At 65.4% G+C, this 26,714-nt stretch carries 24 protein-coding genes; 12 read left to right on the forward strand and 12 right to left on the reverse strand.

Annotated elements, in window-relative coordinates; genetic code table 11:
• The first annotated feature begins 157 nt into the window (after nt 1-157).
• Entirely contained in the window at nt 158-2,491 is a 2,334-nt protein-coding gene (locus U5822_RS05645) for a fatty acid cis/trans isomerase (RefSeq protein WP_425259389.1), read from the forward strand.
• Nucleotides 2,492-2,523: 32 nt separating this feature from the next.
• On the opposite strand, the gene U5822_RS05650 is transcribed toward U5822_RS05645, so the two are convergent.
• On the reverse strand, nt 2,524-3,360 hold the full coding sequence (locus U5822_RS05650; protein WP_322854655.1) for an ATP-grasp domain-containing protein: 837 nt from the start codon (nt 3,358-3,360) through the stop codon (nt 2,524-2,526).
• Nucleotides 3,361-3,484: 124 nt separating this feature from the next.
• On the opposite strand from U5822_RS05650, the gene U5822_RS05655 reads away from it, so the two are divergent.
• Nucleotides 3,485-4,351, forward strand: a complete 867-nt coding sequence (locus U5822_RS05655; protein WP_322854656.1) for an eIF2B alpha/beta/delta subunit family protein — start codon at nt 3,485-3,487, stop codon at nt 4,349-4,351.
• On the opposite strand, the gene hrpB is transcribed toward U5822_RS05655, so the two are convergent.
• From hrpB to U5822_RS05685, 6 genes are all read right to left on the reverse strand, one after another.
• Nucleotides 4,293-6,797, reverse strand: coding sequence for an ATP-dependent helicase HrpB (gene hrpB / locus U5822_RS05660; protein ID WP_322854657.1), 2,505 nt, complete (start codon nt 6,795-6,797; stop codon nt 4,293-4,295). The two genes, U5822_RS05655 and hrpB, sit on opposite strands and share 59 nt — an antisense overlap.
• A 266-nt stretch (nt 6,798-7,063) precedes the next feature.
• Nucleotides 7,064-7,723, reverse strand: coding sequence for an SCO family protein (locus U5822_RS05665; protein ID WP_322854658.1), 660 nt, complete (start codon nt 7,721-7,723; stop codon nt 7,064-7,066).
• A gap of 150 nt (nt 7,724-7,873) precedes the next feature.
• Nucleotides 7,874-8,794: a heme o synthase gene (cyoE, locus tag U5822_RS05670; RefSeq protein ID WP_322854659.1), complete on the reverse strand. Its 921-nt coding sequence runs from the start codon at nt 8,792-8,794 to the stop codon at nt 7,874-7,876.
• A complete protein-coding gene (locus tag U5822_RS05675; protein ID WP_322856887.1) occupies nt 8,791-9,846 on the reverse strand; it encodes a COX15/CtaA family protein in 1,056 nt (351 codons plus the stop codon). The genes cyoE and U5822_RS05675 overlap by 4 nt, the downstream gene beginning before the upstream one ends.
• A gap of 65 nt (nt 9,847-9,911) precedes the next feature.
• Entirely contained in the window at nt 9,912-10,556 is a 645-nt protein-coding gene (locus tag U5822_RS05680) for a hypothetical protein (protein ID WP_322854660.1), read from the reverse strand.
• A complete protein-coding gene (locus tag U5822_RS05685) occupies nt 10,537-11,274 on the reverse strand; it encodes an SURF1 family protein (protein WP_322854661.1) in 738 nt (245 codons plus the stop codon). The genes U5822_RS05680 and U5822_RS05685 overlap by 20 nt, the downstream gene beginning before the upstream one ends.
• 80 nt (nt 11,275-11,354) lie before the next feature.
• Between U5822_RS05685 and U5822_RS05690 the strand changes: the two genes are divergently transcribed.
• The gene (locus U5822_RS05690; RefSeq protein ID WP_322854662.1) at nt 11,355-11,561 is read left to right on the forward strand and encodes a twin transmembrane helix small protein; all 207 of its coding nucleotides are present in this window, start codon (nt 11,355-11,357) and stop codon (nt 11,559-11,561) included.
• Nucleotides 11,562-11,567: 6 nt separating this feature from the next.
• Here the strand turns inward: U5822_RS05690 and U5822_RS05695 are convergent, their stop codons facing one another.
• The 4 genes from U5822_RS05695 to coxB are packed head-to-tail and all read right to left on the reverse strand — an operon-like array spanning nt 11,568 to nt 15,855.
• Nucleotides 11,568-12,455 carry a cytochrome c oxidase subunit 3 gene (locus tag U5822_RS05695; RefSeq protein ID WP_322854663.1) on the reverse strand — a complete coding sequence of 296 codons (888 nt, stop codon included), beginning with the start codon at nt 12,453-12,455 and terminating at the stop codon, nt 11,568-11,570.
• 16 nt (nt 12,456-12,471) lie between these two features.
• Nucleotides 12,472-13,074: a cytochrome c oxidase assembly protein gene (locus U5822_RS05700; protein ID WP_322854664.1), complete on the reverse strand. Its 603-nt coding sequence runs from the start codon at nt 13,072-13,074 to the stop codon at nt 12,472-12,474.
• Between the two features lie 15 nt (nt 13,075-13,089).
• On the reverse strand, nt 13,090-14,673 hold the full coding sequence (ctaD, locus tag U5822_RS05705; protein ID WP_322854665.1) for a cytochrome c oxidase subunit I: 1,584 nt from the start codon (nt 14,671-14,673) through the stop codon (nt 13,090-13,092).
• A gap of 57 nt (nt 14,674-14,730) precedes the next feature.
• The gene (gene coxB, locus U5822_RS05710; protein ID WP_322854666.1) at nt 14,731-15,855 is read right to left on the reverse strand and encodes a cytochrome c oxidase subunit II; all 1,125 of its coding nucleotides are present in this window, start codon (nt 15,853-15,855) and stop codon (nt 14,731-14,733) included.
• Nucleotides 15,856-16,056: 201 nt separating this feature from the next.
• Here coxB and U5822_RS05715 point away from each other — a divergent pair, with 201 nt between their 5' ends.
• From U5822_RS05715 to U5822_RS05745, 7 genes are all read left to right on the forward strand, one after another.
• Nucleotides 16,057-17,385 (forward strand): MATE family efflux transporter, encoded by a 1,329-nt coding sequence (locus tag U5822_RS05715; protein ID WP_322854667.1) that lies wholly within the window; start codon nt 16,057-16,059, stop codon nt 17,383-17,385.
• A gap of 184 nt (nt 17,386-17,569) precedes the next feature.
• On the forward strand, nt 17,570-18,220 hold the full coding sequence (locus U5822_RS05720) for a hypothetical protein (RefSeq protein ID WP_322854668.1): 651 nt from the start codon (nt 17,570-17,572) through the stop codon (nt 18,218-18,220).
• A gap of 41 nt (nt 18,221-18,261) precedes the next feature.
• Entirely contained in the window at nt 18,262-18,909 is a 648-nt protein-coding gene (locus U5822_RS05725; RefSeq protein WP_322854669.1) for a methylamine utilization protein, read from the forward strand.
• Nucleotides 18,909-21,257, forward strand: coding sequence for a putative bifunctional diguanylate cyclase/phosphodiesterase (locus tag U5822_RS05730; RefSeq protein ID WP_322854670.1), 2,349 nt, complete (start codon nt 18,909-18,911; stop codon nt 21,255-21,257). The genes U5822_RS05725 and U5822_RS05730 overlap by 1 nt, the downstream gene beginning before the upstream one ends.
• Nucleotides 21,254-22,129, forward strand: a complete 876-nt coding sequence (locus tag U5822_RS05735) for a DUF3034 family protein (protein WP_322854671.1) — start codon at nt 21,254-21,256, stop codon at nt 22,127-22,129. Before U5822_RS05730 ends, U5822_RS05735 begins: the two co-directional genes overlap by 4 nt.
• Nucleotide 22,130: 1 nt before the next feature.
• Entirely contained in the window at nt 22,131-22,586 is a 456-nt protein-coding gene (locus tag U5822_RS05740) for a group I truncated hemoglobin (RefSeq protein WP_322854672.1), read from the forward strand.
• Nucleotides 22,587-22,655: 69 nt separating this feature from the next.
• A complete protein-coding gene (locus tag U5822_RS05745; protein ID WP_322854673.1) occupies nt 22,656-23,042 on the forward strand; it encodes a DoxX family protein in 387 nt (128 codons plus the stop codon).
• Nucleotides 23,043-23,045: 3 nt separating this feature from the next.
• Here U5822_RS05745 and U5822_RS05750 read toward each other — a convergent pair whose 3' ends face one another.
• Entirely contained in the window at nt 23,046-24,845 is a 1,800-nt protein-coding gene (locus tag U5822_RS05750) for a sensor domain-containing diguanylate cyclase (RefSeq protein ID WP_322854674.1), read from the reverse strand.
• A gap of 163 nt (nt 24,846-25,008) precedes the next feature.
• Here U5822_RS05750 and U5822_RS05755 point away from each other — a divergent pair, with 163 nt between their 5' ends.
• Nucleotides 25,009-25,239 carry a DUF1653 domain-containing protein gene (locus tag U5822_RS05755; protein WP_322854675.1) on the forward strand — a complete coding sequence of 77 codons (231 nt, stop codon included), beginning with the start codon at nt 25,009-25,011 and terminating at the stop codon, nt 25,237-25,239.
• A gap of 116 nt (nt 25,240-25,355) precedes the next feature.
• Entirely contained in the window at nt 25,356-26,678 is a 1,323-nt protein-coding gene (locus U5822_RS05760; protein ID WP_322854676.1) for a Na+/H+ antiporter family protein, read from the forward strand.
• The last annotated feature ends 36 nt before the right edge of the window (nt 26,679-26,714 follow it).

The raw sequence follows: 26,714 nt of genomic DNA on the forward strand, positions 1-26,714 counted from the left end.
CGATCATCGGGCTTTTTTTCGGGCCCGCATATGAGCATATCTACCCATAAGCGACCGGTTTCGGCACACTGGTTGCCATCACCGATCAAGGCACCGAGTTCAGAGGCTTAACACACTGATTGGCAAAGGGAGTTTGAACGTGGCAAAAGCACTTGCAATGGTATTTCTCGGCCTGATGCTGCTGAGCGGCTGTGCGGATGGCGTAGCTCCAACCCAGACCCAGGCCCTGCCAACCCCGAGCCAGGCTCCAGTCAGTTTCAACGACGACGTGCGGCCAATCCTGGAAACCAAGTGCCTGGCCTGCCACAGCTGTTTCGACGCACCCTGCCAGCTGAAGATGGAGTACTCCGACGGCCTGATTCGCGGCGCCCACCCCCAGGGCGTGTACAACGGCACCCGACTGAAGAACCAGACTCCGACCCGGCTGGGCATCGACGCCAGCAGCGAGCAGCAATGGCGCGAGCTGGGCTTCTACTCGGTGCTGGCCCGGGGCGACCAGACCCGCAGCCTGTTCGAGAACATGATCCGCCTGGGCAAGAGCCACCAGTTCGCACCCAACAGCAAACTGCCCGACGACATCGAACTCGGGCTGTCCCGTAGCAATCAATGCGTCAGTAACGAGAACTTTTCCGACTACGCCGACGACCACCCGTACGAGGGCATGCCCCTGGCCGTGGCCGGCCTGACCGACGACGAGTACGCCACCCTGACCGGCTGGCTGGCCCAGGGCGGTGCCATCAGCCCGGTCACGCTCGAGACCAGCGCCCCGGAACAGCGCCACATCGAGCGCTGGGAAACCTGGCTCAATGGCAACGCCAACCGCCAGCAGCTGGTCAGCCGCTGGCTCTACGAGCACCTGTACCTGGCGCACCTGTATTTTGACGACGCCGGCGCCGATACCCGGTTCTTCCAGCTGGTACGCTCCAACACCCCGCCCGGGCAGCCCATCGACATCATCGCCACCCGCCGGCCCAACGACGCCCCCAATGGCGCCCTGTATTACCGCCTGCGGCCGGTGGCCGGCAGCATCGTACACAAGCGCCACATCACCCTGGCCTTCGGCCCGGATCAGTTCGCCCGTACCCGCGAGCTGTTCGAGACCGGCGACTGGCAGGTGGAGGAACTGCCGGACTACAGCCGGGCCAGCCGGGCCAACCCCTTTGCCACCTTTGCCGCCATCCCGGCCCGGGCCCGTTACCAGTTCATGCTCGACAACGCCGAGTACTTCACCCGCACCTTCATCCGCGGCCCGGTGTGCCGGGGCCAGATCGCCACTGACGTGATCCGGGATCATTTCTGGACCGTGTTCCACGACCCGGACGACGATCTGTTCATCACCGATCCCGACTACCGGGACGCGGTGACCCCGCTGCTGGCGCTGCCGGGCCAGGACGACGATTTGATGGACCTGGGCGAAAACTGGTTCACCTACCGGGACAAGCGCAACCGCTACACCGAGCTGCGCAACCAGGCCTACCGGGAAACCTACCCGGACGGCGCCTCACTGGCGCACATCTGGGACGGCGACGGCAGCAACACCAACGCCCTGCTGACCATCTTCCGCCACCACGACAATGCCTCGGTGCAGCGCGGCCTGATCGGCCAGGTGCCGTTGACCAGCTGGTGGATGGACTACCCGCTGTTCGAACGCACCTACTATGAGCTGGTGGTGAATTTCGACGTGTTCGGCACGGTTGCGCACCAGGCCCAGACCCGGCTGTATTTCGACCTGATTCGCAACGGCGGCGAGCAGAACTACCTGCGGCTGATCCCGCCGGGTGAGCGCAACCGGGTGCTGCGGCGCTGGTACCAGGGCGCCGGGGACCTGAAACTGGACTTCAGCTACGCCGAGATGGAAAACACCGCACCGTCCCAGGTGCCGTTTGCCACGGGCGCCTACAACGAGGAACTGGGCGCGCGCCTGCTGCTGAACTTCCGCGAACTGAACGCCGAACGGGACGACCCGATCAACCGCTGCGGCGGTGCCGAGTGTGGCCGCAAGGACCAGGCGCCCTGGATCCAGCAGGCCGACCAGCAGCTGTCACGCCTGGCCGCGACCCGGGCCGAATTCCTGCCGGCGATCCGCTATCTGCCCAACGTCACCTTCCTGCGGGTCTGGAATGACGACGGCGAGCGCACGGTCTACACCCTGATCCGCGATCGCGCCCACGAGAACGTGGCCTTCCTGTTCAACGAGGACCTGCGCTACCAGCCCGAGGACGACCGGCTCACCATCTACCCGGGGGTGATCGGCAGCTACCCGAACTTCATGTTCGACGTGCCGGCGGACCAGCTCAAGCTGTTCACCGATCGATTGAAAGGTCTGAAGCTGGATCAACAGGACAAGTTCGACCGGCTGGTGAGCCTGTGGGGCGTACGCCGCACCCACCCCCGGTTCTGGGATACCATGCACGACATTACCCAGTGGCAGCGGGAACACCAGCCGCTGCAGGCGGGCATCTTTGACATCAATCGCTATAAGAACCTGTAGCCCAGGGGAAGGTCAGCGGCCCTGAATCCGGCTCAGACCGCGGTCGGCCAGGCCGGCTCCCGGCGCGACGGACCCCGGGGGCCGACCGGCTCGGTGGGATCGGACGGCTCGCTGCACCGGCGCAGGTAGGCCAGGATGGCGTCGGGCAGGTCCCGGCCCTGGCCCAGGCCCTGGTTGCCGAACAGACGGTTGAACTCCAGCACGTAGGGGTGGCCATCGACCAGGGCAATGTCGAAGCCGGCGTGGTCGACGCCCAGGTCCCTGGCCAGTTGCAGGGCCAGGTCGGTCACCACCGCCGGCACCGGGCTGGTGTCGATCTGGCCACCCTTGGCAACGTTGTTGTAGAAGCCCTGATCGGCCTGGGTGCGCCAGTAAGCGGTCAGCACCTGGTCGCCAATCACCACCACCCGGGCATCCCGGTCGATGGGCAGGTACTCCTGGGCGTAGAGCACGTCGGTCACTTCGCAATAGCGCTGCCAGTCGGCCCGGGATTCGATCAGCCACACGCCTTCGCCCATGCTGGCCTTGGGCAGCTTGGCGACAAACGGGTGCGGCATGGCCTGCCAGACCTGTTCCCGTTCGTGCGGGCCGTTGGCCTCGATCAGGGTCCAGGGGGTATGGGCCGGGGCCACGGTCTGAAACGCCCGGGTCATCTCCACCTTGTCATGGCCGATGCGGTAGCTGGCCTCGCTCGGAAACACCCGGCACTTGAGGCCGTGCACCAGGGCGTTGAGCTGCCAGTATTCCGGGAACAACACCCAGTCCGCCTGCTGCAGCAGTTTCCGATGACGCAGGAACTGATCCGGTTTCAGGACGGTGGTGTTGGGCAGGCCCAGGGTACGAAAGACGTTGAAGGAGACAAGGTGCATGGTTACCGCCGCACGGTGACAAAACTGTGCGCATTTTATCCAGTCCGGACCGGCTGGCAAGCGTTTTTAACGGCCCCGGCCCGGGCCTGCTACGCTTAAGGCATAGCCACTGCGGAACCCGCCCATGGCCCGACTCGACCCATCCGCCCAGGGACTGCTGGACGACCTGATTGCCGACCACCACTCCGGCGCCACCGACCTGGCCCTGAAAACCCTGCACGACCTGGCCGACTACACCCGCTCCCGCCGCCCCAAGGGCCCGGCGCTGGCCAATCTGCTGACCCAGCTGCAGGGCGCGCGGCCGAGCATGGTGGTGATTGCCGGTACCCTCGCCCGGGTTCAGCAGCGACTGGCAAACGCGGCCGAGGATCCGGCGGCGGAAATCGAGGCGGTGCAACGGGAGTTGATGGAAGCCACCGACGATCTCATCGACCACGCCCGCAGCCAGATCCCCGAGGGCGCAGTGATCATGACCCACAGCGCCAGTTCGGTGCTGGTGCGGTTGTTTCAGCGTCTGGTCACCGCCCACACCGGGTTTTCGGTGATCTGCACCCAGAGCAGTCCCGGTCACGAGGGCCACCGCCTGGCCCGGCTGCTGGACCGGCTGGGGGTGCCGGTCACCCTGATCACCGACGCCCAGATGGGGGTGTTTGTTGCCACTGCGGACCTGGTGCTGACCGGCTGCGACAGCTGGCAGACCGATGGCCATTTCGTCAACAAGAGCGGCACCCGGCTGCTGGCGCTGGCGGCCCGGGAGCGCAGCGTGCCCTTCTGGGTGCTGGCCGACAGCTTTCGGGACAGCGAGGTCAGCAGCGACCGGGTGCCGCTAGAGGAGTTTGCCGTGGGCGAACTGGGCGCGCCCTCGGGGCAGTGGATCACGGTGCGCAATCAGTACTTCGAGATCATCCCGCAGCACCTGGTGACCGGGCGGATCAGCGAGCAGGGCGTGTTCCCGTACCCTTCTTCGTCCCCTGCTGCGCCGGCGCCGTGAACGGATCCTCCGGCCAGGGGTGTTTCGGGTAACGACCGCGCATGTCCTTGCGCACCTCGGGGTAGGCGTTGCGCCAGAAGCTGGCCAGGTCGGCGGTCACCGCCAACGGACGCTGCGCCGGCGACAGCAGGTGAATAACCACTGGCACCCGGCCGCCGGCCACCCTCGGCGTCTCGGTCCAGCCAAACAACGCCTGCAGCTTGGCCGCCAGTACCGGGCCGTTATCGGCGGTGTAGTCCAGGGCCACGCCTTGGCCGGTCGGGATGGTCAGCCGGGCCGGCGCCTGGGCCTCCAGACTCTGCTGTAACTCATAATCCAACAAGCTGTTCAGGGCCGGCAGCAGGTCCAGGCGCTGCAGGTCGGCCCACCGCTGGGCGCCGGGCAGGAACGGCGCCAGCCAGGTCTCAAGGGTTGCGAGCAGGGCCGCGTCACTGACGTCCGGCCAACGCTCCGGCTCCACCTGGGCCAGCAGGCGTACCCGGGCCTGCCATTGCCGGGCCGCCTCGGTCCAGGGCAGGCTGGCCAGGCCACGGTCGCGCACCGCCGCCAGCAATCCCTGCTGGATCAGCGCCGGCGCCGGTTTCGGCAATTCGGTGTCCTGCAGCACCAGCGCACCCAGTCGGCGCACCTGGCGCGCCACCACCGTCCCCCGCCGATCGTCCCAATCGGCCTCGTCGGCCACGCGGATGTGCCCGGCCAAATCCTGCTCCAGCTCCGGCAACAGCACCGGCGCCGCCAGGTAGATGGTGGCTTCCCGACTCTGGCCGTCGAGCTCCGCCGCCACCAGCCAGTCGTGCCGGGCCAGGGCATCGTCGTCCCGAAGCCGGGCGCCCTTGCCGTTGCTGAGCTGATACCGGGGCTGCTGACCCGGGCGCCGCCGGCCGACCCGGTCCGGGTAAGCCAGGGCCAGGACCCGGCCCACATCGGTGTCGCTGGCCGCCCGGTCCGGGCCACCGGTGCCTGACCCCGCACTCTCAGCCAGAAGCCGGGCCGACTGGCGGGCAGCTTTCAGACGCGCCGGATCAACCCGGTCCGGGCGCTGCTCGCCCCGCAGTACCCGAATCCGCTCGTGCAGATCGGCGCCGGCACCGGGCCCGAGCAGATCGCGATCGCCCAGCAGGGCGGCCACCTCGGCGGCGAGTCCTCCGAGCTCCAGATCGCGGCCGCGGATCACCATGTGCGCCAGCCGCGGGTGCGCGCCAATGGCCTGGACCGCCTTGCCATGGTCGTTGATGGCGCCGTCCGGCCCGAGCACATCCAACCACTGCAGCAGGTCCACCGCCTGTTGCCAGTGTGCGGCCGGAGGCGGGTCGACCCAGGCCACCTGATCCGCCGTACGCGCGCCCCACTGGGCCAGTTCCAACACCACTGGCGCCAGATCCGCTTCCTGGATTTCCGGCGGGGTAAACTCCGCCAGACCGTACTGCTCAGACTCGCTCCACAACCGATAGCAAACCCCCGGTTCGACCCGGCCAGCCCGACCCTTGCGCTGCTCCGCCGAGGCCTTGGAGACCCGACCGGTGACCAGCCTCGTCATGCCGCTGTTGGGATCGAACACCGCCCGCCGCTGCTGGCCACCGTCGATCACCACCCGCACCCCGTCGATGGTCAGACTGGTCTCGGCGATGGCAGTGGCCAGCACCAGCTTGCGTTCGCCGTCACCGGCCGGGGCAATGGCTCGGTCCTGCTGCTCCGTCCCGAGATTGCCGTACAGCGGCGCCAGCCGGACATTGGCCGGCAACTGCCCTTGCAACCGCTGCTCGACCCGACGGATCTCACCGGCCCCGGGCAGGAACACCAGCAGCGAACCGGTTTGCTCCGCCAGGGCTTCGTGAATCACCGCCACCACCCGATCCTCCAACCGGGCCTGGCGCGCCGGCGCCGGCCGGTACAACACCTGCACCGGGTAGGCCCGGCCCTCGCTGCTGATCACCGGCACGTCCCCGAGCACCCGGGCAATGGGCGCGGTGTCGAGGGTCGCCGACATCACCAGCACCCGCAGATCTTCCCGCAACGCCTGCTGGGATTCCCGCACCAGGGCCAAACCGAGATCCGCCTGCAACGAACGCTCATGAAACTCGTCGAACAACACCGCCGCGTAGTCCTCCAGCAGCGGATCGGCCTGGATCAGCCGGGTCAGAATGCCCTCGGTCACCACCTCGATGCGGGTTGCCGCCGACACCTTGGTGTCAAGCCGGGTCCGATACCCCACGGTCTGCCCGGCGGACTCCCCCAGCTGTCCGGCCATGAACCGCGCCGCCGACCGCGCCGCCAGCCGACGGGGTTCCAACATCAGGATCTTCCGGTCCTCGCGCCAGGGAGCCTCCAGCAACGCCAGCGGCACCCGGGTGGTCTTGCCGGCGCCGGGAGGCGCTTGGAGCAAGGCGGTGGTGGTGTGTTCCAGGGTTTGTTTCAACTCTGGGAGGATTTGGTCTATCGGGAGCATCTGAGCTTGAGTTGCTTGCTTGGGTTCAGGACTGCTGAATTTGGGGGAGGGGCATGGGGGTGTTTTGAATTTCTGACCGGAAAAGAACTCGCGGTGCTCGGGCACCTTTGTCCGGCCAGAAATTCAAAACACCCCCACACCCTTAGTGACCCCCAGTTTTCGCAACAGAGTAGCATGACGAGGCCAGGGTTGATGCCAAGGAAAAATACCCCACCACCCCGATCAATCCCGTACCCAACCAGTCCTGAAATAATCCCTGCCAAAAATCAGGACCGCTCGCGATTCTCCCGAGCCCACTCGTAGATGCGCTCAAACGCCTCGGCCAGCGCCTTCGGCTTGTGCGGCGGCTGGATCACCGCCGCCAGCTTGCCGTCCGGGTTAAGCAGGGCGAAGTGGCCGCTGTGGTCAACGAACAGCTGGCCGTTCACCTCCCGGTGGACGAAGACTGCACTCAGGCTTTTGGCCAGGGCTCGCAGGGTGTCCAGATCACCGGTCAGACCGTGGAAGTGGTCACCGAAGAAACCGGTGTAGGCTTTCAACTTGTCCGGGGTGTCGTGTTCGGGGTCGGCGCTGACCAGCAAATAGGCCGGTTGCGGCAATTCCTTGGACAGTAGCTGGTCGGTCTGGCGCAGGTTGGCCATGGCCGCCGGGCAAACGTCCGGACAGTTGGTGTAGCCAACGAAGGCGAAGGTCCAGCGGCCACGGAGGCTTTCCCGGGTGACGGTGTCGCCGTTTTCGTCGATGAGAGTGAACTCGACCAGCTCCCGGGGTTGGTCGTAAACGTAGGTGTTCAGGTCCGCCAGTTCCGGCGCGGGCTCCGGCTCCTGGCCGCCGACCAGGAACACCTGTCGGCCGATGACCAGACCGAAAACCAGGATGACCAGGAGCAAAAGTACGAACAGAGTGACGCGAATCGAGCGGTTCATTTACCTTCCATCAGAGTTGGGGGTCGCACAGCCGGGTGAACCCTTCCAAAACACGCTGTGAATACCTCCCCGTACGCTCGGCTCCGCCATCCATGGCTCCGCACGGTTTTGGAAGGGTTCACCCGCCTGCGCGTTCAGGCTTACCGGTTGTCAGAAGAATACAAAATGATCGACCAGCAAAACCACAAACAGTGCCATCAAATAGGTGATGGAGTATTTGAAGGTGTTCAGCGCCACCCGGCGGTCGTCACCGGTGAGCAGGCGGATGGCGTACTGCAGGAAGCGCAGGCCAAGCACCAGGGCGCCAATCAGGTAGATGCCACCGGACATGCCGGTGACGAACGGCAGCAGGCTGACCGCCAGCAGCATGAAGGTGTAAAGCAGGATGTGCAGTTCGGTGTACTTGTTGCCGTGGGTAACCGGGAGCATGGGAATGCCGGCCTTGGCGTACTCTTCCTTGCGGTGAATGGCCAGGGCCCAGAAATGGGGTGGGGTCCAGGCGAAGATGATCAGCACCAGCAGCAGGGCGTGGCCCTCCACCTGCCCGGTCACCGCGGTCCAGCCCAGCAGGGGCGGCATGGCGCCGGCCAGGCCGCCGATGGTGATGTTCTGGGGCGTGGCGCGCTTCAGGAACAGGGTGTAGACCCCGGCGTAACCCACCAGGGAGGCGAGGGTCAGCCAGGCAGTCAGTTCGTTGACCTGCCACATCAGCACCGCCATGCCGATGCTGGCCAACAGGGTGGCAAACACCAGGGCATCGAGCGGGGCGATCTTGCCGGTGGCCACCGGGCGCTTGCGAGTCCGGGCCATGACCGTGTCGATTTTCTGGTCGACCACGTGGTTGACCACGGCCGCGGCACCGGCCAGCAGGGCGATGCCCAGGTTGCCGTACAGCAGCACCTGCCAGCCCGGCACCCCGGGGGCCGCCAGCAGCATGCCGATCACGGAGGTGAGAATCATCAGCGCCACCACCCGGGGCTTGGTCAGCTCCAGGTAGTCGCGCCAGGAAATGGATGGGTTGGAGCTGCTCGCAGCGGTTTGCACCGGCACTGTTTCCACTCGCTCGCTCATGCCGTTACCTCCCGGTTTATCGTTGTTGTGGGTGTTGCTTGGGCGCGGTGCGCCTGGGGTAATTGATGGTGACGCCAGATCAGGTGAACCACGGCCAACAGCAGGCCCGCGCCCATGGCGTTGTGGGCGACGGCAATGCCAAGCGGTATGTGCAGCAGCACATTGGCCAGGCCAAGGCCGGCCTGGGCCGCCAGCACCAGCGCCACCAGGGCGATGGCGCGGTTCAGGCCGGACGCCCGCCGGTGGCGCCACATCAGGGCCAGCAGGACGGTGAAATAAGCCAGTACCAGCACCGCGCCCAGGCGATGACTGACGTGGATCGCGACCCGGCCGTCGTCGGTCAGCTGGCCGCCCAGGTAATTCGGGCCGACCTGCTGGGTGACGTCAAAGCCGTGGCGGAAATCCATGCCGGCGGGCCACCACTGGCCCTGGCAGGTGGGCAGGTCGGTGCAGGCGACGGCGGCATAGTTGGCGGCGGTCCAGGCGCCCAGGGCGATCTGCAACACCACCAGCAGCAGGCCGCCGTAAAGCCAGGGCCGGAGTCTGGCCAACGCCGGCCCGGCGCTGGCCGCGGTGCGCCCGCGGCCCTGGGCCCGCAGGCGCAGGGTCAATAAGGTCAGCAAGGTCAGGGTGGTGAAGCCGCCCAGCAGGTGCAGGGCCACCACCTGGGGCCAGAGTTTGAGGGTGACGGTCCACATGCCGAAGGCGCCCTGCAGGACGATGAAGCCGGCAATAAACAGGGGCAGTTTCACCGGCACACCGGTGCTCCGGTGACGGACCGCGTAGCCGGCCAGGCCGAACACCACCAGGCCGAGGGTGCCGGCGGCGTAACGATGGATCATCTCCGGCCAGCCCTTCTCCACATCCACCGGGGTGTCCGGGAAGCGGGCGTTGGCGATGGCGATGGCCGATTCACTCTGGGGCACCGACAGGAAACCGTAGCAGCCCGGCCAGTCCGGGCAACCCAGGCCGGCGTGGACCAGCCGGGTCCAGGCGCCCAGCATGATGACGATGACCGCCAGTACGGCGGCAAACAGCGCCCAGTTGGCCATGCGGCGGGCCTGGGGCGAGGCAACTGACAACGGCTGGTTCAAGACCCGTTCCTCCAAACCACTGGTCATCCGATCTGGGAAATCTTCAGCAGATGCTTGAGATCCTTCAGCATGTCTTTGCCGGTGTGGTCGGTGCCATAGTGCATCATCACGTTGCCGAACGGGTCGACCAGCAGGATCCGGGGCTCCGCCTCCGGGTCAATGCCCGCGGGCCACGCCGGGGTGGTGCCCGGCGCCGGTACCAGGCGCTCCATCAGGTTGTACTCGGTGGACCAGCGTTCGGACAGCTCCGCTGGCACGCTGCCCAAGGCCGCCGCCCGGGCTACCCGGTTGGCGTTCTTGCCCAGGGCGATGTTGACCTGACGGGCCAGGTACAGCAGCTCCTGACAGGGGCCAGCGCAGTCGTCGGCCACCACCATCAGGAGCCACTGGGAATCGGCCTGCTCCGGGCCAAAGCGCTCGGCCAGGGGAGTCCCGTCCCGGGTTTCCAGCTGCAGCTGCTGCACCGGCACCACCGGGGAGATCAGCTCGCCATTGTTGGTGTGGCCGCTGGGGTTGAGCCAGCCGGTGTAGAACATGATGGTGGCAAACACCATGGGCCCGAAACCGATGACGAACAGCAGGATCGCGGTCCGGCGACCGCGCCGGATCTGCTCCGGGGAGGGGCCGTTGTCGGGGTCGGATATCCGGTTAGCCATTGTCATTGTCATTATTGGCTCCTGTCTTTCGATAACTCGCTACTACCGTCAATATAGCCAGTGCCAGCGCCAGCGCAAACCACTGAAAGGCATAACCGTAATGGGTCTGCGGTCCCATCAGGTCCGGCGCCCAGTCGGCCCGGAACGCCCCCGGCTGATCGCTGCTGGCCAGGCGCAGAATCGCCTCCGGCAGGGCCGGCACCACCCGCATGGCCTCGGCCCTGGGCAGGCTCTGCACCCGGCGCGGCCATTGCTGCTGCGCGGGCTCCGGCTCGGCCAGCACCGGTGGTTCCGGATACTCGGCCAGGCGGCCACGGAGCTCAACGATGCCCGACGGCGTCGGTACCGCGGGCAGTTGCGCCCGGGTCCGGGGCGCCGCCACCCACCCCCGGTTCACCACCAGCGCCGGTCCCTCCAGCGGGTAAAACGGCGTCAGCACTTCGTACCCGGGCACACCGTCCCGGGTGCGGTTGTCCAGCAACCAACTGGCTTGGTCGAAGCGGCCCTGCAGGGTCACCGGCCGGCCGGTTTCCAGGCCCCGGCTGACCAGGTCCGGCCAGCTCAGGGCCAGTGCCTGCTGCTGCCACTGCTCGAGCATGCGCTGTTTTTGCCCGGCCCGCTCCAGTTGCCAGACCCCCAGGCCCACCAACAGGGGCAGGAACACCACGGCGAACAGCATCAACCGCCAGTCCAGCCGCCAATGCCGAGCTTGGCCCCGCGTCTCAGACATGCTCTGCTATAGTGACCTCTGGGGTTGCCGGGGCCGTGCCCGTCCGTCGACCAACAATGCCTTCCAAACCGGGATGTCCCATGCTCAAAGCAGTCATCGTAGTGTTGATGCTGGCCGTGGTGGTCAGCCTGTTCAGCGGCCTGTTTTTTCTCATCAAGGACGGCGGAAAGACCAATCGGGTGGTCAATTCCCTGGCGGTGCGGGTGCTGCTGAGCATACTACTCCTGGCGTTGATTCTGATTGCCCTGTGGCAGGGGAGCCTGACGCTGAATCCGACTCCCTCATAGCCCCGGTCAGATGATGTAGACAAAGATGAACAGTCCCAGCCAGACCACATCCACGAAGTGCCAGTACCAGGCCGCGGCTTCAAAGCCGAAATGATGGTCGGCGCTGAAGTGGCCCTTGTTGATGCGCACCAGCATGATGATCAGCATCAGTGAACCCAGCATCACGTGGGCACCGTGGAAGCCGGTCAGCATGAAGAAGGTGCTGCCGTAGATGCCGGAGGCCAGGGTCAGGTCCAGATCCCGGTAGGCGTGAATGTACTCGTAGCCCTGCACGAACAGGAACACCAGGGCCAGGACGATGGTGAGCCCGAGCCAGAGCTTGGTCTTGGCACGATTGCCGGCCTTGAGCGCGTGGTGCGCCACGGTGACGGTGAACGAGGACGTCACAAGCAGGATGGTGTTGACCAGGGGCAGACCCCAGGCGCTGATGACTTCCTTCGGGCCCGGGTAGGCTTCGGGACTCGGGTTTTGCACCAGCGGCCAGGTGGCCTGGAACCCATCCCAGAGCATGGCCGAGCTGCCCCGGTCGCCCTCACCGCCGAGCCAGGGCACGGCGAACACCCGAACGTAGAACAGGGCCCCGAAGAAGGCGGCGAAGAACATCACCTCCGAGAAGATGAACCAGCTCATGCCCCAGCGGAACGATCGGTCCATCTGGTCGCTGTACAGCCCCGCCCGGCTCTCCCGGATGACGTTGCCGAACCAGCCGAACAGCATGTACGCCATGATCACGGCCCCGACCATGAACATGAACCAGGACCCGGCGGTGCTTTCACCCTGTTTGCCATTGACCATGACCGAAGCCACCCCGTACAGGGTCAACCCCAGGCCAACGGTGGCGATGATGGGCCATTTGCTTTGTTCCGGAACGTAGTAGGTCTGGTTATCCGCCATGACAGTCTCCGATGGCTTATCCGTTATCGATTGTTGTTGTCGCTTTTCGGGCGTTGTCTGACACCGCTGGCTGCTTGCTTTGATCGTAGAGCGTGTAGGACAGCGTGAGCTTGGTAATGTGCTCGGGCAGGTCCCGGTCGACGATGAAAATCAGGGGCATTTCCGTGCTCTCACCGGCCTCGAGCGGCTGCTGGTTGAAGCAGAAACACTCGGTCTTGTGGAAGTACAGGGTGCCTTCCGAGGGCGACAGGCTGGGCACCGCCTGGCCCACCATGGCCTCGGTGGTCGGGTTCTCGGCGTAGAAGTTGACCGTGGTCGGCTCCCCGGGATGCACCTGCACCGAGCGCACCACCGGGCGGAAGGTCCAGCTCATGCCCGGGCCATTGGAGGCCAGGAACTGCACCGTCACCGTCCGGCTCTCATCCACCGCGGCCACCTCGGTGGTCTGGTACCGGCCACCGGTCTTGCCATTGATGCCGGTGATCTCACAGAACACGTCGTACAGGGGCACCAGGGCAAAACCGAAGGCGAACATGCCGACCACACTGGCCAGGCACCAGCCCACCACCCGGGTATTGCTCCGGGCCCTGCCTGCGTTGTCTGCCTGCCGATCCGCCATGAGTGCGCGCTCCGGTTATTTCACTTCCGGTGGGGTCGCGAAGGTGTGGTAAGGCGCCGGCGACGGCACCGTCCACTCCAGGCCTTCGGCACCATCCCAGGGCTTGGCCGCGGCCTCACGGCCACCGCGGACACACTTGACCACGATGAACAGGAACAGCAGCTGGGTCGCCCCGAACATGAAGGCGCCGATGCTGGACACCATGTTGAAGTCGGCAAACTGCAGGGCATAGTCCGGAATCCGCCGGGGCATGCCGGCCAGCCCCAGGAAGTGCATCGGGAAGAAGGCCAGATTCATGCCGATGAACGACAGCCAGAAGTGGGTCTTGGCCAGGGTCTCGTCGTACATGTGGCCGGTCCACTTGGGCAGCCAGAAGTAGGCCGAGGCGAAGATGCCGAAGATGGCACCCGGCACCAGCACGTAGTGGAAGTGGGCCACCACGAAGTAGGTGTCGTGGTACTGGAAGTCGGCCGGGGCAATGGCCAGCATCAGGCCGGAGAAGCCGCCGATGGTGAACAGGATCACGAAGGCCACCGCAAACAGCATGGGCGCCTCGAAACTCAGGGCGCCCCGGAACATGGTGGCGACCCAGTTGAACACCTTCACCCCGGTGGGCACGGCGATCAGCATGGTGGCGTACATGAAGAACAGCTGGCCGGCGATAGGAATGCCGACGGTGAACATATGGTGGGCCCAGACCACGAACGACAGCAGGGCGATGGCGCCGACCGCGTACACCATGGAGGCGTAGCCGAACAGCGGCTTGCGGGAGAACGCCGGGATGATGTGGGACACCGCCCCGAACGCCGGCAGGATCATGATGTAGACCTCGGGGTGGCCGAAGAACCAGAACACGTGCTGGAACAGCACCGGGTCGCCGCCGCCGGAGGCGTCAAAGAAGCTGGTGCCGAAGTTGATGTCCATCAGCATCATGGTGACCACACCCGCCAGCACCGGCATGACCGCGATCAGCAGGAAGGCGGTGATCAGCCAGGTCCACACGAACAGGGGCATTTTCATCAGGGTCATGCCCGGGGCGCGCAGGTTGAGAATGGTGGCGATGACGTTGATCGCGCCCATGATCGAGGAGATGCCCATGATGTGGACGGCGAAGATGAAGAAGGTGGTGCTCGGCGGTCCGTAGGTCGTCGACAGGGGCGCGTAGAAGGTCCAGCCGAAGTTGGGCGCACCGCCCTCCATGAACAGGGTCGACACCAGGATCAGGAAGGCGCAGGGCAGCAGCCAGAAACTCCAGTTGTTCATCCGGGGCAGCGCCATGTCGGGCGCGCCGACCATCAGCGGCAGCATCCAGTTGGCGAGGCCGACAAAGGCCGGCATGACCGCACCGAACACCATGATCAGCCCGTGCATGGTGGTCATCTGGTTGAAGAATTCCGGCTGCACGATCTGCAGCCCCGGCTGGAACAGTTCGGCCCGGATGACCATGGCCATGGCCCCGCCGAGCAGGAACATGGCAAAACTGAACACCAGGTACATGGTCCCGATGTCTTTGTGGTTGGTGGTCAACAGCCAGCGGCTGAAGCCTTTGGCCGGGCCGTGATGATGATCCTGGGCGTGGGTACCTGCTACCGCACTCATGAAAACCCCCGTTACCGCCTTGTTGTTTGGCTGGTGCTATCGGTTATCTGGCGTTGATTACTGCGCGTTCTTGTAATCAAAGATCTGTTTGGGCGTGACCATCTCGCCGGTGTTGTTACCCCAGGCGTTGCGCTCGTAGGTAATCACCGCGGCCAGGTCGACCTCGCTCAGCTGGTTGCCAAAGGCCTGCATGGCCGTGCCGGACACGCCGTTGACCACGATGTCGATGTGCGCGTCCATGTCCTCGAGCACGACGGTACTGCCCTTGAGTGCCGGGAACGCCGGGGGCGCACCGCTGCCGTCGGCCTGGTGGCAGGCGGCACAGGCGGTCTGGTAGGCCTTCTCGCCACGTTCCATGAGCTCGGCCATGGTCCAGTCCTTCTGGGTCAGCTCACGCTCCTTCTCGGCCGCGGCCTTCTGCTCGGCCACCCAGGTGTTGTATTCCTCTTCCGGCACCGCCTTCACCACCACCGGCATGAAGCCGTGGTCCTTGCCGCACAGCTCGGTGCACTGGCCGCGGTAAGTGCCGGGCTCGTCGACCCGGGTCCAGGTCTCGTTGATGAAGCCGGGGATGGCGTCCTTTTTCACGCCGAAATCGGGCACCCACCAGGAATGGATCACGTCGTTGGCGGTCACCAGGAAACGCACCTTCTTGCCGACCGGGATGATCAGCGGGTTGTCCACCTCGAGCAGGTAGTTCTCACCCTTGGCCTGGCGGTTGTTGATCTGGTCCCGGGGCGTCGACATGTTGGAGAAGTAGCCGAAGTCCTCGTTGATGTACTCGTACTGCCACTTCCACTGGTAGCCGGTGACCTTGATGTCCACCTCCGACTCGGTGGTGTCGTACATGTCCACCAGGGTGGCGGTGGCCGGTATGGCCATGATTACCAGGATGGCAAAGGGAATGATGGTCCAGAGGATTTCCACCACGGTGTTCTCGTGGAAATTGGCCGGCTCGCGGCCCTGGGATTTGCGGTGGGCGAAAATGGACCAGAACATCACCCCGAACACCACGACGCCGATGGCGACGCAGATCCAGAGGATGATCATGTGAAGGCTGAAAATCTCGTTACTGGTGCCGGTTACCCCCGGGGTCATGTTCAACGTCCAGTCCGCCATGGACCAGGCCGGGAACATCAGACCGCCAAACAGGGCACCTGCCCGCTGAGCGTGCACGCGCATACTGTGTCTCCACAGAGTGTTATTCTTGTCGGATTTGCGTTATCCCACTGATTGCCGGGCGCTCGCATACACTCGGAAAACCAGTGTGGAAGCCTACTTATGGATACCTCGAAACGAGTATAGACACAGATCGGGAAAAGGCTAAAAAATCGGCTAAATCCAAAATCACTTAAGAAATTTTCTTTAAGAACCAAAGCGAATATGACGTTGTCCCTGCCCGCCGTCGACCGGCGCCTCTGGGCCCTGGCCTGGCCCCTGATGCTCACCAACCTCACCGTGCCACTGCTGGGCCTGGTGGACACCGCCGTGCTCGGCCACCTGGACAGCCCGGAGTACCTGGGTGCGGTGGCCGTGGGCGCCAACCTGTTCAGCATCCTGTACTGGACCTTCGGCTTCATGCGCATGGGCACCACCGGCCTGGCAGCCCAGGCCTGGGGCAAACGCGACCGCTTTGGCCAGGTCGCCCTGCTGCTGCGCTCGGTCCTGCTCGCCGTCGCCATCGGCCTGCTGCTGATACTGCTGCACCAGCCGCTGATCGCCCTCGGCCTGAACCTGATGAACCCCAGCCCCGACGTCAGTGCCCTGGCCGCGGAATACGCCGCCATCCGGATCTGGAGCGCCCCGGCGGTGCTGTGCCAATACACCCTGGTGGGCTGGCTGATTGGCACCCAGTACGCCCGCGGCCCCATGCTCATGCTGATCGCCGCCAATGGCCTGAACATCGTGCTCGACGTGCTATTTGTTACCGGCCTGGGCTGGAACAGCCGGGGCGTGGCCATTGCCACGGTCATCGCCGAGTACGGCGCCGCCGGCCTCGGCTTTGCCATCGTCTGGTCCCGACTGCCGGAGGGTCAGCGCCTGACCCGCGCGCTGCTCGGGCAGCTGGCCGACTACCTGGCCATCCTCCGGGTCAATCGCTACATCATGGTGCGCACCGTGGCCCTGCTGCTGGTGCTGGCGTTTTTCACCGCCCAGGGCGCGCGTCAAGGCGACACCATCCTGGCCGCCAACGCGGTCCTGATCACCTTCCTGCTGCTGATTTCCAACGCCCTGGACGGCTTTGCCAATGCCGCCGAGGCGCTGATCGGCGAAGCGGTGGGCAAGGGCAGCCGGCACCGGTTCCGGCTGGTGTTCGCCAGCGCCCTGCGCTGGTCGCTGTGGGGCGCGCTGCTGCTGACCCTGGTGTTCGTGATCGGCGGCAAGGCCCTGATCGCCCTGCTCACCAGCATTCCGGAGGTAAAAACCACCGCCTGGCAGTACCTGCCCTGGCTCTGGCTGCTGCCCTTTGCCTCGGTCTGGGGCTTCCTGTTTGACGGCGTGTTCATCGGTGCCACCCGCACCCGGGACATGCAGAACACCATGCTGTTCTCGGCCCTGGGGGTGTTCTTGCCGGTGTGGTGGCTGACCACCGGCTGGGGCAATCACGGGCTCTGGTTTTCGCTCATCGCCCTGATGCTGGCCCGGGCCGTCAGCATGGGCTGGCTGTGCTGGTCCCACAGCCGTCACGACCGCTGGTTCCAGACGCCGTAACCGGATCGACCGGCGTCCCGTATTTTCCACAGGGCGCACCGGCAAGCTCGGAATTGTCGACTACACTTGTCCTAAACGGCAGGCCAGGCGCAGTCCCCGCCCCTGAAACCTGCCCCGTTACTGGCTTCGGACACTGGGAGGCGCCTTGCGACCTCATCTCGTTCAGACATCGGCAGCCCCTGCAATGACACCACAGGTAGTTCTCGAGATCATTGATCAGGCACGGCGCAAGGAGGCCCGTTCCGGCACCTTTCTCCGGCAGCTCCGGGAGAAGGCCGCCAGTCTGCCCGCCACCGTGACCATCGAGGGTTACCAGCCGGCCACCTGCCTGTTCCAGTTTGCGGTGGAATACATCGAAATGGCCCCGCGCCTGATCGAGTGCGTGGAAGCCTGCGCCCGCGAGGCCGGCAAGGCCGAGCTGTTCGCCCCGTTCGTGGACGCCGCCACCCGCTACTTCACCCAGCCCTCGGTGCTGCTGGTCAAGTACGACGGTCTTGATGGCCTGCTGATCCGGGCCTACCTCTGCCACCGGCTGATGGAGGAGATGCACGAGAACAACCGGTCGATTCGGGCCAGTGAATTGGTGGATCTGGAGGCCACTCGTGCTAACCTGCTGGCGCACCAGCTGATCGGCGAACCCTTTGCCAACGAGCTGGACGATGCGATTACCGTGACGGTGGTGCAGATCGCCGGCACACCCGATTACTACGAACTGAACCTCGACCCGTTCGTTGAACAAGTCAACAACGCCGCCTGGGACTGGATGCGGCGCTATTGGGAAAACCTGCTGGTAAGGAACCACATCCGGTTTGCTCTGGGGTCTGGTCTGAAATAACCGTATTGCCTCAAGGATTCGAATTTAGGTTCCGACGTCAGATGAAACGCCGTTTTCTAGTTGTTGTTCCGGTCCTGTGCTGGGCCCTGACCATGCACGCCTCAGCCCTGACCCTGACCGTCACCGACCAGGCCAGCGGGGCGCCGGTGGCCGATGCCGTGGTGGCCCTGGACCGGGTCGACCCGGTCACACCGGTAACCGCGGAAATCTACCAGCAGGACCGGGCCTTTCACCCCAAGGTGCTGATCCTGCCCCTCGGCTCCGAGGTGGAGTTTCCCAACCGCGACAACACCCAGCACCATGTCTATTCCTTTTCGCCCGCGAAAACCTTCAACATTGAACTCTACGCCGGCAGGCCCGAGCGCCCGGTGCGGTTCGACCAGCCGGGCATCGTCGAACTGGGCTGCAACATCCACGACCACATGCAGGCGTTCATCCTGGTGACCCAGACCAACGCCATCGGCCAATCCGGCCCCGACGGCCGGGTCGAGTTGCCGGTCGACACCGCGACGAACGCCGGCGCCCCGATCCGGCTCCGGGTCTGGCACCCCCGGCTGCCCGACAACACCCAGCCGGTAAGCCGGCAGGTCGACGCCACCGGCCCCGGGACGGTGGCCATTGAACTCCGGCCCGCGCCGGCCAGGGAAACCAGCATGGATCTGCTGCAACGGCGATTCCAGGAGCTGTGATGGGGGCCGTCGAACGTCTGGGTTTCCGAGGCCGCTTGATCGCGGCCATGGTCACCCTGGTGGCCCTGGTGAGCCTGGTGATCGGCGCCCTATTCATGGTGTACCTGTTCGAGGACGAGAAAAGCCGGGCGACCGAGCAATTGAGCATCGGAGAACGGCTGACCCGGGAAATTTTGGAGCGCCGCACCGACCTGAACCTGTCCCGGCTCTCGGTGGTGGTCCAGGATTTCGGCTTTCGCTCGGCCGTGGCCAGCCGGGGTCCAGCCACCCTCGCCAGCGCCCTGGACAACCACAGCCGGCGTGCCGGGGCCGACTTTGCGGTGCTGACCGACAACTCCGGCAACCTTCTTGCCTCGACCCTGAGCCCGTCCATTGCCGGCGGCCCGACAGCCTTGTTCGACGCCCGCCCGGGCGCCCGAAGCTTTGCTTATCTCCAGGGCCAAGGTTACGAAGTCCTCCAGATCCCTGTCGAGGGCCCCGGCTTGCGAGCCCGACTGATTGCCGGTTTCGCCCTTGATCAGAGCCTGGCCACGGTCATCGCCCGGCTCAGTGGCACCGAGGCCGTGTTCCGAGCCCGGGCTCCGGGCGACACGTCATTCGAGGTGGTTACCGCAACCAGCGTTCGGGACCGAGACCTGGTCAAACTCCGCGAGCCCAATCAGGATGGCGAGCTGATGGATGCCGGCCGTTATTTCCGGCGGAGCATCCAGCTCACCGAACCCGGCAGCCAGACCGGGGACATCGATGTGGTGCTGATGCTGAGCCGGGCCGCGAGCCTGGCCAACTATTACGCCCGGGCCCAGGAAATTGCCCTGCTGGTCAGCGCGACCATGGTGTTCGCCATCCTGCTGGCCCTGGTCATTGCCCGCACCCTGGGGCGGCCGGTGCTGCAACTGGCGGCCTACGCCCGGGCCATCGGGGAAGGCGGCGCGCCCGAGGCGCCGGAGATCCGCACCGGTGGGGAACTCAAACGCCTGCGCAATGCCTTTGTCGACATGCTCGCGCGCCTACGGGAACGGGAAGCCCAGATTCGCTACGCGGCCACCCACGACGAGGTCACCGGCTTGGGCAACCGCAACGCCCTGATGCAGTCGGCGCGGGAACTGTTCGAGGACGGGGGCGCCTGCACGTTGCTCGGGTTGCGGTTAAACGATCTGTCCGACGTCAACGATACCCTGGGCCTGGTCTTCGGCGACCAGGTTCTGGCTGCGATGGCCCGGCGCCTGCGTGCGACTCTGCCTGACGCCCGAGTCATCGCCCGAACTGGGGGCGGGGAGTTTCTAGCCCTGGTGCCGGCCCAGAGCCCGGAACGGGTGGAAGCCCTGGCCCGGCAACTGCTGGCGGCGGCGGAAGCGCCCATGGACATCAACAACACGCCGTTTTCCATCCGCGCGCTGGCGGTAACCATGGCACTGCCCGCGGATGCCGGCGACACCAACGAATTGCGCCGACGCTTGAACCTCACCTTCGAGCAGGCCGAAAACCATCCCGAATCTATCACCCGTTACCAGCCCGGCCGGGACGAGAGCCATCTGCGGGAGCTGCAGCTGATCGCCGACCTGCACAACGCTATCCACAACCATGACTTGTCGATGAACTACCAGCCGAAACTGGACATCCGCACCGGCCAGGTGACTCAGGTCGAGGCTCTGGTGCGCTGGATTCACCCAGAGCTGGGGTTCATTTCACCGGAGGAGTTCATTTTTCTGGCCGAGCAATCCGGTCAGATCCATGGCCTAACCGCCCACATCCTGCAGCGGGTCGCCGCGGACGCCCGGCAGTGGACGGAGGCCGGCCTTGATGCCGGCGTCGCCATCAACCTGTCCGCCATGGACCTGACCTGGCCGGACCTGATCGACCACATCGAAACCAACTTCGATGACTGGCACCACGATCGGCTGAGGATCACCCTGGAGGTCACCGAAAGCGCCTTGATGCAAGATCCGGAGGAAGCCCTGGCGACCCTGAGAAAACTCAGGGAGCTGGGCGTGACCCTGTCGGTGGATGACTTTGGCACCGGCTATTCGTCCCTGTCTCAAATGCGCAAGCTACCGGTGCAGGAGCTGAAGATCGACAAATCCTTCGTGCTCCGGCTGGACGCCGAGCCCCAGGACCAGCTGATCGTCAAATCCACCATCGACATGGCCCATGGCCTGGGCCTGAAGGTGGTGGCCGAGGGCATCGAGAATCTCGAGGCCTGGCGTCTGCTGCAGGCCTGGGGCTGCGACCTGGGCCAGGGCTTCCATCTGAGCCGGCCGGTGGCGCCCGCAGACCTGGCCGACACCCTCCGCGCCCTGGACGCCCGGCGTCCGGAGCTGACCCGACCCACCATGGAGTACCACCAATGACCTACTGCCCGCCGCTGCTGGCAGCCGCGCTCTTGCTTTTCACCCAATCGGCGCTGGCCGATATCGGCAGCCGGATCTGGGCCACCGGCGGGGTTTCCACCATCGAAGGCAGCGCCGGCGGCGGCCTCAGCCCCTGGGCGCTGCTGGGCAGTTACGCCAGCGATGAGGAATGGGGCGGCACCCTGGCCCTGAGCCAGGCCGAAACCGACGATTACACCCTGGCGGTGACTGGCGCCGGCGTCACCTGGAACAACCGGCTGGAGCTGACCCTGGCGCGTCAGACCCTGGATCTGGATGAACTGGTGTTTACCCTCAAAAACGGTTTTGGTCTGGAACAGGACGAGCTGACCCAGGACATCGTCGGCGCCAAGCTGCGGCTCGCCGGCGATGTGCTCTACAGCCCCTGGGGCCAGTGGTCGGCCGGGCTCCAGTACAAGCGCCAGCGCGAATTCACCGTGCCGGCCGCCATCGGCGCCCGGGACGACAGCGGCACCGATGTGTACCTGAGCGGCAGCAAACTGTTCTTCGCCGCCGTCATGGACCGGAACCTGCTGGTCAACGCCACGGTCCGCGCCACCCGGGCCAATCAGGGCGGTTTGCTCGGCTTCGGCGGCGACCGCAACAACGGGCACGAACTGATGGCCGAGGCCAGCCTCGGCCTGTTCCTCGACCGGCATTGGCTGGTGGGCGCCGAATACCGCCAGAAACCGGACAACCTGAGCTTCGCCACCGAGGACGACTGGTGGGATGTGTTCGTGGCCTGGGTGCCGGACCGGCGTCTGGCGCTGACCGCCGCCCTGGTTAACCTGGGCGATGTCGCCACCCTGGAGGACCAGCAGGGGCTGTACCTTCAGCTGCAGGGGAGTTTCTGACATGATCACACTGACGCGTCCGCCGGCGCTGCTGGCCCTGATCCTGATCGCGGTCCTGGGCCTGGCCGGCTGCCAGACCGGGGCCACACCCGAGACCCCGTCCCGGGACCTGTTCCAGCAGCTGGGTGAGCGCAGCGGCATTGCCGCCATCGTCGAGGACCTGCTGTTCCTGATTGTCGACGACGACCGCATCAACCAGCAGTTCAAAGGCATGGACGTGGCCCGGTTCCACCGCAACCTGACCGATCAGCTGTGCCAGCTCAGTGGCGGCCCCTGCACCTACAGCGGCCGCGAGATGCGCGAACTGCACGCCGACATGGCCATCACCGACACCCAGTTCAACGCCCTGGCGGAGAACCTGATCCTGGCGATGGAGCAGAACGACATTGCCACCGGCGCCCAGAACCGGTTACTGAAACGCCTGATCCCGCTGTACCCGGACGTGCGCAACCTGTGATGGCCAACGACAACCGGGTATGCTTGCCAACCAACCTTACTCACCCCTACCAATGAGGAGACTGACACCGTGTTGGAAAACGCCGATCTGGGAAAACTGATTCTTCGCCTGACCCTGGGCGGCCTGATGCTGTTTCACGGCATTGCCAAACTGCTGCACGGCACCGGCTTTATTGAGGGCGAGCTGGCCAGCCACGGCCTGCCGACGTTTCTGGCCTACGGCGTGTTCATCGGCGAACTGCTGGCGCCGCTGATGGTGGTGCTGGGCTACCAGACCCGGATCGGGGCCCTGCTGATTGTCTTCAACATGCTGGTGGCCATTGCCCTGGTGCACGGGCACCAGTTGCTGTCCCTGGGCAGCAATGGCGGCTGGGCACTGGAGCTGCAGGCGTTCTTCCTGTTCACCGCGGTGGCGGTGATCTTCCTCGGCCCGGGCCGGTACAAGCTGAAGAACTGAGCCTTACCGATCGGCGGCCGGCACCGAGCGCACCCCCCGGTACACGGTGACCCGGTTCCGGCCCGCGCCCTTGGCCTGGTACAGGGCCTCGTCGGCGCGCCGGATCAGCTCGCCGGAAGGCTCGTCGGGCGAGGGCACCAGCGTCGCCACGCCGATGCTCACGCTGAGACTGACCGCCATTTCCTGGGCGCCGGGGTAGACGGTGGCATTCTCCACCGCCCGGCGCAGCCGCTCCGCCACCTGCTCGGCGCCGTCCTCCGGCGTCGCTGGCAGCAGCACCGCAAATTCCTCCCCGCCATAGCGGGCCAACAGGTCGCCGGAACGCTGCACCTCGTTGGCGCAGATAGCCGCGACGGTGATCAGGCAGTCGTCCCCAATCAGGTGGCCGTACCGGTCATTGACCGATTTGAAATGGTCGATATCCAGCAACAGCAGACTCAGGGGCAGACCCTGGCGCCCGGTCCGGCACCACTCGGTGCGCAACTGGGTGTCGAACTGGCGCCGGTTGGCGACCTGGGTCAGGCCGTCGGTCAGGCTGATGGCCTCGAGCCGCTGGTTGGCCCGCTCCAGCTCCTCGGTCCGTTCCCGCACGCGCGCCTCCAGGGTCTGATTGGCCTGGCGCTGGACCTCCAGGGTGTGCTCCTGGGCCTGCTGCCGCCGCCGGCGTTCCAGATTGATGCGGTAGGCCAGGGCGAAGGACAGCAGGATGACTTCCAGCGCCACCCCGATTTGCGGACCAAACTCGGTCAGGAAGGTGCGCGGCAGGTACCCCAGCTTGCTCACCGCCAGGATCAGGTGCCCGAGCAGCAGGGGCGTCCAGGCCAGCACGTAGAAGCCGGCCAGGTTCTGGCCCCGGCACCAGAGGTAGATCCCGATCAGCCAGGCCGCCGGGGTGGCCAGGGCCACCAGCGACGCCACCAGCACCACGCTGCTCTGGTAGGGACCGACCAGGCCATAGACCGCGCTCACCCCGGCCGCGATCGCCAGCAGCTGCAGCAGCCGGAAGCTGACCGGGCTGTAGCGCCGGACTGCCAGGAACTGGATGCTGAACACCAGGGCCGCCACCACGGTCAGGCTGATGAACGGCATGGTGATGAACCGGTTCAGGCCCGGCAGCTCTGGCCACCACCACTGGAACAGGATGCCCTTCAGGTGCAGATGCACCAGGCCGGAGGCCACCACCGTGAGCACGTACCAGAGATAGGTGGGCTGGCGTACGATCGAGAACAGGAACAGGTTGTACAGCGCCAGGGCCACGATGATGCCCAGGAACATGGCCTGCCAGCCGTAGGACAGCTGCTCGCCGGCCAGAAACCCGGTCGAGGTGCGGACGTTGACCGGAATCTGCACCGCGCCCTGGGTTTTCACCCGGACGTAGGCGGTCACCGGCTCGGTGTTCGACGGCACCAGGAAGACAAAATTGCGGTGGTGAATCGGGCGGTTGGCAAAGGGCCGGGCATCGCCGGTCAGATGGCTTTCGATAACGCGGCCGTCACGCACCCAGTACAGGTCCACCACATCCAGCAGCGGGTAGGCGATCTCCAGCACCCGGTTCACCGGCTCCGGCGCGACCCGGACCCGAACCCAGAAGGCACCGTCACTGAAGCCCAGGTTCAGCACCTGCTCGGCCGCAAACGGCTGCCAGTCACCGGCCTCCAGGGCCATGACCTCACCAATGCCGAGCCGATCCCCGGGGTCCTCGAGCCAATCGCTGGTCAGGCTGACGGCATTCGCCTGGCCCGAGCCCAGCCACAGGACCAGTAACACCAGAATAAAGGCCGCAGACGTCAAGCGGTGGGTCATAGCGTGGTTCCGGTTTCCGGGCCCAGGCACTTGAACTACACTGGGCGTTCCCTGAACGGGAGTTTCACAACCCCTAGTCACTATGGCCTCAGTGTAGTCCCGATTCGCCCGCGGCGTCGGCCGCCACGCTGAGAAACCGGCCATCCAGTCCAGAGTAAATCCCATGCCTGACAAGAAACCCTCCATCGTTCCCGGCCGCTACCGCCACTACAAGGGCAAGGATTACCAGGTCATCGACCTGGCCCGCCACAGTGAAACCGAGGAATGGCTGGTGGTCTACCGCTGCCTGTACGGCGACCACAGCCTGTGGGTGCGGCCCCTGGCCATGTTCCGCGAGACCGTCGAGGTCGCCGGCGAGCAGGTGCCCCGGTTTGCCCGCATCGGCGACGCCTGAGATCACCCGCCCAACTTTGACTGTTGCGGTCAATTCCTGCACATTAGCGCGCTTTTCATGACCCCCGACGCTCACAAGGCGTCGGGTTAACCAGTTTTTCCTACCCGGAGTCTGCCATGAATGCCGTCGTTGCCGCGGTTGCCATCATGCTCGTCCTGAGTTTGTGCCGCATCCACGTTGTCGTTGCCCTGATTATTGGTGCCATTTCCGGTGGCCTGCTTGCCGGCCTGTCGCTCGAAGCCACCGTTGAAGCCTTCAACAATGGCCTGGGCGGGGGCGCCACCGTGGCCCTGTCCTACGCCACCCTCGGCGCCTTCGCCGTGGCCATCGGCAAATCCGGCCTGGCCCACGCCCTGGCCGATCGCGCCCTGGCCCTGGTGGGCCGACAGGACGACGGCTCCGCCGCCACCGGCATCCGCTTCCTGATCATCGGCCTGCTGCTGGCCGTGGCGATCTCGTCCCAGAACATCCTGCCGATCCACATCGCCTTCATTCCGCTGGTGGTGCCGCCGCTGCTGTACGTGATGGCAAAACTGAACATGGACCGCCGGCTGGTGGCCTGCGTGCTGACTTTCGGCCTGATCACCCCGTACATGTTCCTGCCGGTGGGCTTCGGCGGCATCTACCTGAACGAGATCCTGGTGGCCAAGATCAACGCCAACGGCGTCGACGCCTCGGATCTGAACGTGATGAAGGCCATGGCCCTGCCGGCCCTGGGCATGCTCTGCGGCCTGCTGATCGCGGTGTTTTTCAGCTACCGCGGCGGCCGCGCCTACGACATGGACACCATCACCAAGGCCGAGCGCGTGGACGCCAGCTACAGCCCGCGCACCCTGGTCATGGCCCTGGTGGCCATCGTCACCGCCTTCGTGGTGCAGCTGTGGCTGGGCTCGATGATCCTGGGCGCCCTGGCCGGCTTCGTGCTGTTCAACCTGTCCGGCGTGGTGCGCTGGAAGGAAGCCGATGACCTGTTCACCGAAGGCATGAAGATGCTGGCGATGATCGGCTTCATCATGATCGCCGCCTCCGGCTTCGCCGAGGTCATGCGCGAGACCGGCGAGATCGCCAGCCTGGTGGACAGCTCGGTCGCCACCATCGGCGAGAACAAGGCCCTGGCGGCGTTGCTGATGCTGGTGGTGGGCCTGCTGATCACCATGGGCATCGGCTCGTCCTTCTCCACCATCCCGATCATCGCCGCCCTGTACGTGCCCCTGGCCCTGCAACTGGGCTTCAGCCCCCTGGCCATCGTGGCCCTGGTCGGCACCGCCGGCGCCCTGGGGGATGCCGGCTCCCCGGCCTCCGATTCCACCCTCGGTCCCACCGCCGGTCTGAACGCCGACGGCCAGCACAACCACATCTGGGATACCGTGGTGCCGACGTTCCTGCACTACAACCTGCCGCTGCTTGGCTTTGGGTGGTTGGCGGCCATGGTTCTCTGAGGTTCAGCTAATGGCGTTTGATTCGTAGCCTGCCGG

Source organism: Marinobacter qingdaonensis, from assembly GCF_034555935.1.
GTDB lineage: Bacteria > Pseudomonadota > Gammaproteobacteria > Pseudomonadales > Oleiphilaceae > Marinobacter > Marinobacter qingdaonensis.